The organism is Abyssibacter profundi, assembly GCF_003151135.1.
Classification (GTDB): domain Bacteria; phylum Pseudomonadota; class Gammaproteobacteria; order Nevskiales; family OUC007; genus Abyssibacter; species Abyssibacter profundi.
Map to the genome: position 1 here is coordinate 148,015 of NZ_QEQK01000004.1, position 11,808 is coordinate 159,822.

12 protein-coding genes are annotated in these 11,808 nt (G+C 61.6%); 3 read left to right on the plus strand and 9 right to left on the minus strand.

The features are described from left to right. Nucleotides 1-302: 302 nt before the first annotated feature. From DEH80_RS05320 to DEH80_RS05360, 9 genes are all read right to left on the minus strand, one after another. A complete protein-coding gene (locus DEH80_RS05320; RefSeq protein WP_207774481.1) occupies nt 303-1,235 on the minus strand; it encodes a bile acid:sodium symporter family protein in 933 nt (310 codons plus the stop codon). Nucleotides 1,236-1,360: 125 nt separating this feature from the next. Beyond that, nucleotides 1,361-2,314, minus strand: coding sequence for an alpha/beta fold hydrolase (locus DEH80_RS05325; RefSeq protein WP_109719439.1), 954 nt, complete (start codon nt 2,312-2,314; stop codon nt 1,361-1,363). Between the two features lie 208 nt (nt 2,315-2,522). After that, nucleotides 2,523-3,527: an NADP-dependent oxidoreductase gene (locus DEH80_RS05330; RefSeq protein ID WP_109719440.1), complete on the minus strand. Its 1,005-nt coding sequence runs from the start codon at nt 3,525-3,527 to the stop codon at nt 2,523-2,525. A 12-nt stretch (nt 3,528-3,539) separates the two neighbouring features. Beyond that, nucleotides 3,540-4,757: an acyl-CoA dehydrogenase family protein gene (locus DEH80_RS05335; RefSeq protein ID WP_109719441.1), complete on the minus strand. Its 1,218-nt coding sequence runs from the start codon at nt 4,755-4,757 to the stop codon at nt 3,540-3,542. Nucleotides 4,758-4,918: 161 nt separating this feature from the next. Further along, the gene (locus tag DEH80_RS05340) at nt 4,919-5,989 is read right to left on the minus strand and encodes a phosphotransferase (protein WP_207774482.1); all 1,071 of its coding nucleotides are present in this window, start codon (nt 5,987-5,989) and stop codon (nt 4,919-4,921) included. Between the two features lies 1 nt (nt 5,990). Beyond that, the gene (locus tag DEH80_RS05345) at nt 5,991-6,974 is read right to left on the minus strand and encodes an NADPH:quinone oxidoreductase family protein (protein WP_109719442.1); all 984 of its coding nucleotides are present in this window, start codon (nt 6,972-6,974) and stop codon (nt 5,991-5,993) included. Between the two features lie 27 nt (nt 6,975-7,001). Then, entirely contained in the window at nt 7,002-7,838 is an 837-nt protein-coding gene (locus DEH80_RS05350; protein WP_109719536.1) for an SDR family NAD(P)-dependent oxidoreductase, read from the minus strand. A gap of 5 nt (nt 7,839-7,843) precedes the next feature. After that, complete coding sequence (locus DEH80_RS05355) at nt 7,844-8,614, minus strand: SDR family oxidoreductase (RefSeq protein WP_109719443.1); 771 nt, start codon at nt 8,612-8,614, stop codon at nt 7,844-7,846. A gap of 8 nt (nt 8,615-8,622) precedes the next feature. Further along, nucleotides 8,623-9,315, minus strand: a complete 693-nt coding sequence (locus tag DEH80_RS05360; RefSeq protein ID WP_109719444.1) for a histidine phosphatase family protein — start codon at nt 9,313-9,315, stop codon at nt 8,623-8,625. Between the two features lie 93 nt (nt 9,316-9,408). On the opposite strand from DEH80_RS05360, the gene DEH80_RS05365 reads away from it, so the two are divergent. The 3 genes from DEH80_RS05365 (at nt 9,409) to DEH80_RS05375 (ending at nt 11,772) form a co-directional block, all read left to right on the plus strand. Further along, on the plus strand, nt 9,409-10,344 hold the full coding sequence (locus DEH80_RS05365; protein WP_109719445.1) for a LysR family transcriptional regulator: 936 nt from the start codon (nt 9,409-9,411) through the stop codon (nt 10,342-10,344). Nucleotides 10,345-10,425: 81 nt separating this feature from the next. Continuing rightward, nucleotides 10,426-10,671: a hypothetical protein gene (locus DEH80_RS05370; protein ID WP_109719446.1), complete on the plus strand. Its 246-nt coding sequence runs from the start codon at nt 10,426-10,428 to the stop codon at nt 10,669-10,671. Between the two features lie 12 nt (nt 10,672-10,683). Next, nucleotides 10,684-11,772, plus strand: coding sequence for a radical SAM protein (locus DEH80_RS05375; RefSeq protein WP_109719447.1), 1,089 nt, complete (start codon nt 10,684-10,686; stop codon nt 11,770-11,772). Nucleotides 11,773-11,808: the final 36 nt, after the last annotated feature.

An 11,808-nucleotide genomic window follows, 5' to 3' on the forward strand; every position in this document is an offset into this window, starting at 1 on the left:
CCGGGCATCCTGCCCGGGCAAGACGCCGCAGCTCCATGCCTGCGACGTCGTCAATGCCATGTCTGCAACGCGCGTGCCAGGAAAAACTAACGAAAAATCAATTAGATAGAGGCTAGGGCTGTCGCCGCCCCCCGACAGGTTCTCGGCCGCTTCAAGGAAAAGCCGTGAAAATGGGTGGGTATTGCCTGTCGTTAAAGGACAACAGGCTGCGCGCGGGTCGCAGGGCGGCGGCCAACGGGCCTGTCCAGATTTTCAGTCTGCGCCCCAGCCGGCAGCGGCGCGTCTGGTGTGACGCTCTGGGTTCAGCCTGATTGGCGGGGTGCATTCGTTGGGTTGTGTTCAGCGCGGACGCGGCGGCGGAAGCCGCCGATCTGAACGCCGCCGATGAGCAACATCAAAGCGCCGTAGAGCAGCACGGTGAACAGCACCTGGTCCCCGACAGGGTCGCTAACCCCCACCACGGCCGGAAACAGGCTGGCCTTGATCAGCAGGCCCAGATTGGTATTTCGAACCGTGAGTTCGATGCCAATCGCAGCCCGGTCGGCTGTGGGCACGGCGAGCATCCGTGGGACCAGCCAGCCCAGCAGTGTGACCACTGCGATGAAGCCGGCGGTAATACCGAGGTTGGAGAGCCCAAAGGCTTCGATGTCCAGGCGACCGGCCCCGGCGGCACCGACCACGATCAAGCCGATGGTCAGCAGTGAGCCGCGAATACAGAGTTTGGAGAATCGGCCCGCCTGGGCAGGAAAGGCCCTGAGCACCAGCATGCCGAGGACCAGTGGCAACAACAGACAGAGACCGATTTCGATCGCTATCCGCCCGGCCGGCATGCTGAAATCCTCCGGCATGTGATGCGCAATCAACAGCCCCAGTACGATCGGCGTCGTGACCAGGCAGGCCAGTGTGGCCACGGCGGTCAGCGAGATGGATAAGGCGATATGTCCACGTGCGAAGTACGTGAAGATGTTGGACACCGTCCCACCGGGGATGGCAGCGCACAGCGCCAGGCCGATGGCCACGCCCACTCCGAGACCGCCCCAGGCCACAAATGCCGCCGCCACGAGGGGGACACCGATTAACTGTAGGACCAGCCCGATTGAGACGCTACGGGGGGCGCGTGCCACCTCACGGAAATCGCCGACGGTGAGCGTGGCGCCCATGCCAAGCATGGCAAGCACCAGCTGGGTGGCGGCAAAAGCGTATTCATGACGCACGTAGGCATCAAACAAGTCCATGGGGTCTCCTCGTCACCGTGTATCCGGCGTTACAAATAGATGCGGGTGGCCGACTCTGATGGCCGGTCGCTCATCGCATTGTATGTTGGATGAGCGATGGGAAGTATTCTCGGCGTGAAGGGGCGTCAACCCGGGGGCAGGTGCTGGATCAACGTATCGGCAATGCGAGGAACCAGCACATTCGGAAAGTCATGCCCCCAACCGTCTATCACGTCCAGGCGGGCGTGCGGGATCTTGTCCTTGAGGTCATAGGCTGCCTCGACCGGCACGAGCGGGTCGGCCCGACCGTGGAGAACAAGCGTCGGTTGCTTGATCTGACGCACCAACCGACCGCGATGGGGGGAGCCGATGATGGCCGCAAGCTGGCGGATGGTGCCGCCGGGGCTGATCCCTCGGTTGGCTTGCCGGGTAATCTTGGCCCGTATTTCGGCATCCGTTTGTTCGAATCCGGGACTGCCAATGAGTCGATAAGTCTCCACGCCCTGATCGATGATTTCTTCGATGGCCTTGGGACGTTTGCGCATCAACCGTCGTTGCAGCGCCAGGCTGGGCTGCTTGAGCTTCCGGTGGCCGGTGGTGGTCATGATGAGCGCCGCGCTCGCGACCCGGGCAGGAAAGTTGGCTGCCATGACCTGGGCGATCATGCCGCCCATTGAGGCACCGACAACATGGGCCCGGGCCAGCCCCAGGCTGTCCAACAGACCCACCGCATCCTCCGCCATGTCGGCGATTTGATAGGGCACCTGCACCTGCATGCCCAGGCGCCGTCTGATGACCGTGGCCGGTATGTTGGGCGCCTGGATGCCATCCAAACGCGTCGAACGGCCGACGTCGCGATTGTCGAAACGAATGACCTGATAGCCGGCGTCAACCAGAGCGTGACAAAGCGCCGTCGGCCAGAGCACGTACTGCGAACCCAATCCCATGACCAGGAGCACCGCGGGGGCGCCAGGGTCTCCGAATCGCTGATAGGCCAGATCCAGTGAACCGACTCGGGCGAACTGTTCCGGCGGCTCCGAACGGCCTGACGCTGGGTTGTCGGTCGGCGTGCCGAGCGGAGAGGGTTGAGCTGAGTGCATGCGGTCAGGTCATCCGGTTGCTTGGGTGGCGCCACAAACCGGCAGGGCGGCTGCGACAATATTTGTGTACAAGCGGGTACGTAAGGGGTTTAATTTACCATCTGATCAGTCAGGATGGGCAAGGTTGTTTGAGTACCCGGTGGGTGACCGATCGACACCAGGCCGACACCAGGCCGGCGTCGTCAGAGCGCCGGCCTGTTGCAGGCGATCAATCCGCGACCTTGAGTACCAGCTTGCCGAAGTTTTCGCCGGAGAACAGCTTCAGCAGGGCATCCGGGAACTGGTCCAGCCCGTCAATGACATGCTCTTGACTGACCATGTCACCGTTGCCCAGCCATGTCGCGAGGTCGTTCACGGCCTCTCCGTAGCGCTTGGCATAGTCGAACACCACCATGCCGGTCATGGAGGCTCGATTGACCAGCAGTGACATGTAGTTCTTCGGTCCCTCAACCGCGGTGCTGTTGTACTGAGAGATCGCGCCGCAAATCACGATGCGGGCATGCATGGCCAGGCGGGTGAGCACTGCATCGAGAATCTCGCCGCCAACGTTATCGAAGTACACATCCACCCCATCTGGGCAGTGGGTGCGCAGTGCCTTCTTCACGTCTTCGCTCTTGTAGTCGATGCAGGCGTCGTAGCCCAACGAGTCCACCGCATGGCGGCATTTCTCAGGGCCGCCGGCGATCCCGACGACACGGCATCCCTTGATCTTGGCGACCTGGCCGACAACCTGACCGACAGCGCCCGTCGCGCCGGAGACCACAACGGTTTGTCCCGCCTCGGGCTTGCCGATGTCGAGCAGACCGAAGTAGGCCGTCATGCCGGGCATGCCCAGCGTACCTAGATAGCGGGGCAGAGGCGCCAGGTTGGGGTCCACCTTGACGACGCCCTTGCCATCACTCACGGCATAGTCCTGCACGCCGAAAATGCCGGAGACCACATCGCCCTCGGCGAATTTCGGATGGTTGGAAGCCACCACTCGGGCCACGGACATCGCGCGCATTACCTCGCCAATTCCAACCGGTGGCACGTACGACTTGCCCTCGTTGAGCCAGCCGCGCATGGCGGGATCCAGCGAAATAAACAGGTTACGAACCAACAGTTCGCCTTCACCGGGAGCGGGCGCCGGTGATTCCGTGAACTCGAAATGTTCAGCGCCCACCATGCCAGCAGGGCGCGACTTCAGCAGATATTGCCGATTGGTTTCAGTCATGAATTCAATCCTTTATCGTGAGATATTCATGTGCTTGGCCAACTCCATCTTGGCGATGGCATTGCGATGAACCTCATCGGGGCCGTCAGCGAGTTTGAGCGTGCGCAACTGCGCATAGGCATAGGCCAGCCCATAGTCCTCGCTCACGCCACCAGCGCCGTGGGCCTGGATGGCCCAATCCAGGACCTGGCAGGCCATGGCCGGGGCCGCAACCTTGATCATTGCGATTTGTTTGGCGGCGATCTTATTGCCAACGGTGTCCATCATGTGGGCCGCGTTAAGCGTCAGGAACCGGGCTTGGTCGATCATGATCCGGGCATCCGCAATGCGCTGGCGCGTGACGCCTTGGGCTGCGATGGGCTTTCCGAATGCCACACGCTGGGTGGTGCGCTGGCACATTTTTTCCAGCGCACGTTCGGCCGCACCGATGGCGCGCATGCAGTGGTGAATCCGGCCTGGTCCCAAGCGTCCCTGCGCGATTTCAAACCCACGCCCCTCGCCGAGCAGGATGTGGTCCGCCGGCACGCGAACATTCTTGAACTCGAACTCTGCATGGCCATGCGGGGCGTCATCGTAGCCAAACACCGGCAGGTGGCGCTTCATGGTGATTCCGGGGGTGTCCATCGGAATCACGATCATGGATTGCTGCTTGTGACGGTTCTCGTTGTCGGGATCTGTCTTGCCCATGAAGATCATGACTTTGCAGCGTGGATCCGGCGCACCGGTGGTCCACCACTTGCGCCCGTTAATGACGTACTCGTCGCCATCGCGGACGATGGAAGACTGGATGTTGGTGGCATCGGATGAGGCGACATCCGGTTCGGTCATCGCAAAGCAGGAGCGGATCTCGCCGGCCAGTAAGGGCTTGAGCCAGCGTTCCTGCAGTTCTGGAGAGGCATAGCGGGCAAAGACCTCCATGTTGCCCGTGTCCGGGGCAGAGCAGTTGAACACCTCGGGGGCCCAGAACACCTTGCCCATTTCTTCGCACAGCGGTGCGTATTCGAGGTTGGTCAACCCGGCGCCGTGTTCTGACTCCGGCAAGAACAGATTCCAGAGACCAGCCGCCTTGGCCTTGGCCTTCATTTCCTCCACGACTTGCGTGGGTTGCCAACGATCATCACCGGCATTCACTTCCTCGTGGTAGCGATGCTCATTGGGATAAATGTGTTCGTCCATGAACGCCTTGACGCGGGCGATCAGGTCTTTGGTCTTGTCCGAATGCTCAAACATGGAATGACTCCTGAGGACATTGGGTTGGTCCCGCATCCGTGCAGGCTTGCCAGCCTTCGGCTACGTGGGTTGCGGGCGGGTAAATGAGGGTGAGTTGAAACCAACGGCGTCGCGCCTCTGCGCTCTGGGCCGGCATTGCAATCGAATCCCGTGGTTGTGGCTTATCGCGCCAGAATTTTTTCGACCTGCATCCAGCCCAGTTCGGCCAATGGCCGCGCCCCGCGTCCCATGGCTTCAGCCTTTTTGCTGGAGGCGGTGCCCGCTTTCACGCGACCCATGATTCCCTGAAGAATCCCGGCCAGGCGGAACATGTTGTAGGCGATATAAAAATCCCAGTGATTCGGATCGATGGGGTCGCGTCCGGTGCGCTCGCAGTACTTGGCCACATAGCTTTGCTCGTCCGGGATGCCCAGCTCGGCGAGGTTGATGCCGGCCAGGCCACGGAACACACCATGCGGGATGTGCCAGGTCATGCAGTGGTAGGCAAAGTCAGCCAGAGGATGCCCCAGGGTCGATAGCTCCCAGTCCAGCACCGCCAGAATGCGCGGTTCGCTGGCGTGGTACATGATGTTGTCCAGGCGATAGTCACCATGGACCACCGACACCTCATCGCCTGCGGGGATATTGTTCGGCAGCCATTCGATCAAGCGGTCCATCGCGTCGATGGTCTCTGTTTCGGATGCCTGGTACTGCTTGGTCCAGCGGGCGATCTGGCGCTCGATATAGTTGCCGGGCTTCCCGTAATCGGTGAGGCCCACGGCATCGACGTCCACGGAATGCAGCGCGGCGATGGTGGCGTTCATGGCGTCGAAAATGGCCGCGCGGTCTGCCGGCTCGTGGCCGGGCAGGGTGGGATCCCACATCACGCGACCGTCGACGCAATCCATGACGTAAAACGCCGTCCCGATCACATCCGTGTCTTCGCACAGGCAGTAGGTCTTGGCCACCGGTACATCGGTGTCCGCCAAGGCGGTGATGACGCGGTACTCCCGGTCGACCGCATGCGCGGATGGCAGAAGCTTGCCCGGGGGTTTGCGCCGCAACACGTAGTTGCGATTGGGTGTGACCAGTCGGTACGTCGGGTTCGACTGTCCGCCCTTGAACTGCTCGACGGTTAACGGCGTCTGGAAGTCGGCGATCTGGCTGCTCAGGAATGTGGCCAGGGATGCTTCATCAAACTGATGCCGCTCCTGCACCGGCATGGTCCCGGTGAAGTCTTTTTGATCGCTCACCTCAGGCCTCCTGCGGGGTGATGACCAGTTTTCCGGACACCTGACGGTCCATCAGCGCGCGGATGGCCTGGGGCGCTTCGGCCAGCGAGTACGTGCCTGCAATATGCGGGCGCAGCTTGCCCTCCTGCAGCCAACCGAACAGGGTGCGCAAGTCCTTCATGTTGTTCATCGGTTCGCGCTTGGCATAGTCGCCCCAGAACACACCGTTGATGTTGCAACCCTTGAGCAAAGCGAGATTCAACGGGATTTTCGGGATCTCGCCATTGGCAAACCCGATGACCAGGAATCGGCCGCGCCAGGCGATTGCCCGGAGGGCAGCTTCGGAGAATGCGCCTCCGACCGGGTCGTAGATGACGTCGGCGCCTTTGCCGTCAGTGAGTTCACGGACCCGCGTTTTGAGGTCTTCATCCACATAGTTGATGACCTCGTCGGCGCCATGCTCCTGACAGACCTGGAGCTTTTCGGCGGTTGATGCCGCTGCGATCACCCGAGCCCCCAGCGCCTTGCCGATCTCGATGGCCGCGATGCCCACGCCACCGGAGGCACCCAGCACCAGCAAGGTTTCACCCGACTGGATTGCGGCGCGGTCGGCCAATGCGTGATAGCTCGTGGCGTAGGTCATGACGAAGGCCGATGCGGTGACGAAATCCAGCCCCTCCGGCATGGGAACCACTGCACGTGAATCCGCCACCGCCTGCTCGGCGAAACCACCCCAGCCGGTGAAGGCCAGCACACGATCACCGATGTTGAGATGACCGACCTTGCTGCCTTTGGCCTTGACGATGCCGGCACATTCGCCCCCGGGCGAGAAGGGCAGATCCGGTTTGAACTGGTACAGGTTCTGGATGATCAGTGTGTCAGGGAAGTTCACGGCCGCACCGTGGACTTCGATGACCACCTCCCAGTCGCCCGGTGTTGGGTCGGGCAGGGTGTCGATCTCCAGTGATTCGGGGGGACCGTGGCGCTTGCAGAGCAATGCTTTCATGGCTGTCTCCTAGATTTGAATACAGTGTTATCGCGTGCCAAGCGGGTTGGTCGGCGCTCGCTGTTCCAAGATGTCTTGCATCCGGGTTTCGACCTGCCGGACGGCACCACCGTGAGGCAGAATGTAAAAGCGGCCATCGCGCACCGCCTCCATGGTCACCTGGGCGATGTCGGCAGCCGACAACCGCCCGGCTTCGATGGCGGCCTTGACGAACTTGGCGTACTCCTCGCCCTGCGGATTGGCATCGGCGTATTCGGCCGGGCGATTGCGTTCGGAGTCGGCGATGCCGGTCTTGAAAAACGCCGGACAGAGCACCGAGACGCCGATCGCACCCCCCGCGGCCTGCAGTTCGTGGTGCAGACATTCCGACAGCGTGACGACACCGTGCTTGCTCACGCAGTAAACACTGGAGCCCGGAACCGAACTCAGGCCCGCCAGGGATGCGGTGTTGACGATGTGGCCGGGCTCGCCGGATTCGAGCATGCGTGGCACAAAGCTTTTGACACCATGAACCACGCCCATGAGGTTGACGCCCAGCACCCAGTTCCAGTCATCCAGCGTGCTGGTCCAGGTCGGACCCGACACCGCCACACCCGCGTTGTTGAACACGAGGTGGGCCGCTCCGTAGTTGTCATAGGTGGCGTCACAAAGGGCTTGTACGGCTTCGGCCTTGGATACATCCACCTGCCGGGTGAATTGCTCCGTGCCGTCCGGCAGCAAAGCCACGGTTTCAGCCAGACCCTGCGCATCCACATCAGCCAGCGCCAAACGCATGTCGGCCTGGGCACAGAGCAGACTGAGTTCGCGCCCCAAACCGCTACCGGCACCCGTGATGACCGCGACCTTTCCTGTGAGCTCGTTCATGGCGCTCATCCGATGAGGTAGCCGCCGTCAACGGCCAACGTGGTGCCGGTGCAGTAGCTGGCAGCGTCGGAGGCCAGGTAGAGCACGGCGCCGGCCATTTCGTCTGGCGCTGCGATCCGCTTCAGCGGGACATGCTGCAGCATGGTCTCGCGGATGCTGTCGTTCTTGACCAGCGCCGAGGCGAACTTGGTGTCCGTGCCACCGGGAAGCAACGCGTTGACGCGGACCTTGCTCGTGCCGAGTTCCTTGGCGAAGGATTCGGTCATATTGATGACCGCAGCCTTGGTGATCGAGTACACGCCCTGTAGCAGCCCCGGATTTTTACCATTGATGGACGCCACGTTGATGATGCTGCCGCCGCCTTGTTCGATCATCATGCGCGAGGCGTGAACGGTCATATAGAAGTAGCCTCGGACATTGACGTCGAGCGTCTTCTGAAACGCATCCAGCGGCGTGTCGATGGTCGGGCCGAAGTAAGGGTTGGCCGCGGCATTGTTGACCAGGACATGGACCTTGCCGTGCTTGTCGCGCACCGCGTTCCAGAAGGACTCAATCTGGTCCATGTCTCCGATATGGCAGGTCAAGGCCTCGGCACTGCCGCCAGCCTCCCGGATGGCCGCGGCAACGGCCTCGCAGCCGTCAATCTTGCGGCTGGAGACGATGACGTGTGCGCCCGCGCCGGCCAAGGCGTGGGCAATCGCCTCGCCAATCCCTCGGCTGGCACCCGTGACGACCGCAACGCGGCCGGTGAGGTCGAACATTTCATTCGGTGTCATGTCGCTTCCTATCGATAGGTGATGAACGAACGATCACTTGTCTGCTGCAAGTGTGCGAAATTATTGAAATAACTGAGGCTAACCTGACCCGGGCGGTAGATGATGCTGGTCACGCTGCTGTTGGCGATTACCCAGTTCAGGCTTTGCATTTGTTCATTGTCCAGTCCGAGCACCCATTGCACCGCCGCACCGATGGGGCCGCCGGAGGTGAACACGGCGGTACGACGCCGGCTGTCATCTTCGAGTACACGCTGTAGCGCCGCGACGACCCGATCGCGGAACTGCGGCCAGGATTCCTCATACTCGTCGTCGTTGCGTCCCCCCATCCACCGGGCGGTCGCCTGGCTGAACAGTTCCTGAAAGGCCTGTTTGGGATTGGATTTCTCGGCCACCAGCCGCTGCATGATGCCGCCCTCGGCAAAATCCGGCCGATAGCGAAGCAGCACATCCTGAAAATCGTATTCGTCGAAGCCACCGTCGATGGCCAGTTCAGGTGGGTTGGGCAGCGCGATCATCGCGCCTTCGGCGGTCTCCCGGTGGCGTCGCATGGTCCCGGCCATCAGGCTGTCGACCTGCAATTGGCAACTCGACCACCAGCGCCCGAGTGCCCGCGATTGCTCCACCCCCAGTTCAGACAACTTGTCGTAGTCGGCGGCTCCGAATGAGGCCTGACCGTGCCGAACGAGTAGTAACTCGGCCATGCGAATCGTATCCCTTTGATAGCGCTGGTCGGAGCATAGGCAGGCCGGTAAGATGAATCCAATGAATGTTATCTATCCGAATGCATAAACGAAATGAATTTAAGGCAGCTTGATTTAAATCTGCTCGTGGTTCTGGACGCCATTTATTCCGAGGGGGGCATTACCGCGGCAGCCCGACGCCTGCACCTGACCCAGCCGGCGGTCACCCACGCGCTCAACCGCCTGCGTCAGCACTTCGGTGATCCGCTGTTTGTGCGGGAAGGCCGCCAGATGCTGCCCACTCCAATGGCCAGAAACCTGATCCGTCCGCTCAAGCGGTCGCTACGAAGCATCGAGATCATGTTGCATGAGGTCGATCGTTTTGAACCGGCGACGACGCCACGGCGATTCAGCCTGGGGGTGCGCGACGTTTTGGAGTCGGTGCTGTTGCCGCCGCTGATGCGTTCCATTACCAAGGCGGCGCCCCTGGTGGATCTGGAGGCGGTCCAAACGGTGCGACGCACGTTGGCCAGTGATCTCGATAGCGGCGAGTTGGATGCCGCCATTGATGTTCTGCTGCCCTTGCCGGATAGCATTCATCGTCAGCGCATTGTGTTTGACCGATTTGTTGTGGTCGCGCGCAAGGGCCATCCGGACGTGGGAAAACGACTGTCACTGGCCACTTATCTGGCGCAGGACCATGTGCTGGCGACGGTGAGGCGAACCGGCGGAGGGATGGAAGATGTGAGCCTGGCTCAGCTCGGCCAGACTCGTCGAATACGCCTGCGCTGCCAGCACTACTTCGCCGCATGCCGTGTGGTCAGCGAGACGAATCTGATCCTGACCATGCCGGAAAACTACGCCCGGGTGGCCAATGCCGGGCTCGACAACCAGGTGTTGCCGGCCCCGGTCGACATGACGCCCCTTGATGGCTACCTCTATTGGCACCGCAACGTTGAGAACGACCCGGCCAATCGCTGGTTTCGTGAACAGGTGCTGGGCGCACTGCCGGGCGTGCAGGACACCGGCCATCATCAGAATCGCGGATAAACAAGGCTCGAGGCTTGCGCTGCAATGCCGCGAGGGTCGAGGATCAACCTGGGGATTGCTTAGAAACAAGGGGAGTGTGTGATGTCGAAGTCGAAGTCAGATGCCTCGTTGCCTTACGACGAGGATGGATTGTCTGCAGCGGGTTACCACGGGGCCGGCTTTTTGCTGTTGGATCAGCCGGGTGACGCGCCCAAGCTGCCGCCCGCACTGGTTGAGAAGCTCGAAGGCTTGGTGGAGCAGGCCTGTCATACGGTCTTGCATGAGGCGGCGCAGGCCGATCCGTCGCTGGTGACCATGCATCCGTGGATTCGTGTGATTCCGCGCTAGCCGGCCTCACGCGTGAACGTTGTTCTCAAGCTCAGCAAGCTCTGCAATCTACGTTGCACCTACTGCTACGAGTATGAGCATCTGGCCAACCCGGCACGCATGCCGATCACCGGGTTGGCACATTTTTTTCGCTCCCTGGCCGAGTGGCTGGACACGCAAGAACAGCGTGTCCGGATTGAAGTCGCGCTGCATGGGGGCGAGCCACTGCTGTTGCCCGTCGACTATCTCACCCAGGTGATGACCAGCCAGGCGCCACTGCGGAATGCCGGACACCCGGTCCGCAATACGGTCCAGTCGAACCTGTACCGTATGCGACGGGAGACACTCCGCTTTTTGGAAACGTTCGACGTCGGGCTCGGCGTCTCTATCGACGTGCATGGACAGGCGCGGGTGGATGCCAGTGGACGCTGCGCCGAAGCCGTGGTCGATCGTCATCTACGTGACCTGCTGGATAGCGGGCTGGCCGATCGTATCGATCTCGGCGGCATCAGCGTGCTGCATGCCGGCAATGTTGATCAGGCGGTGGCGACGTACCAGTACTTTGCGGAACTGGGCCTGAATTACCGGATTTTGCCAATCTTCTCGATGCAGACGCCGGAGCCGCGGATGCGTTCGTTAATGCTTCCGCCTGCCCGCATTGTTGAGGCCTTTCGGGCGGTTTTACAGGCCAGGCTGGCGGATGGCGCAGGCGGCATTCGCATCGAACCGCTTGAGGAATACTTGCAGACAGCTGGGCTTCGTCAGCAGGGCGAGCGGCGGCCGCCTGTTAGCGACAAGCTGCCCTGGTCGCTCATCGTCGATACGCAAGGGGACGCCTACCTGCATGCCGATGCGTACAGCCCGGGTGCCCGGCTGGGAAATGTCTTCTCGGATGCCTTCTCCGACATCATGGGTTCCAGCGCCTATGCCCAGGCGCTGCGACAGCAGCATCAGCGGACCAGGCTATGCGAACCCTGCCCATGGGGGGCGCAGTGCACACGGTTGCCGATGGCACAGGCATTGTTCAGCGAACGGACGCTGGGTGCCGACGGGCAGGGTCGATGCGCCGTGGCTCGACCCTTCCTGCAAACCCTGGACGATTGGCTTGGGCAGGCGGCCTGAGACAGCGGCTGGAGTCGCGCCCTCAAGCACCCCGCC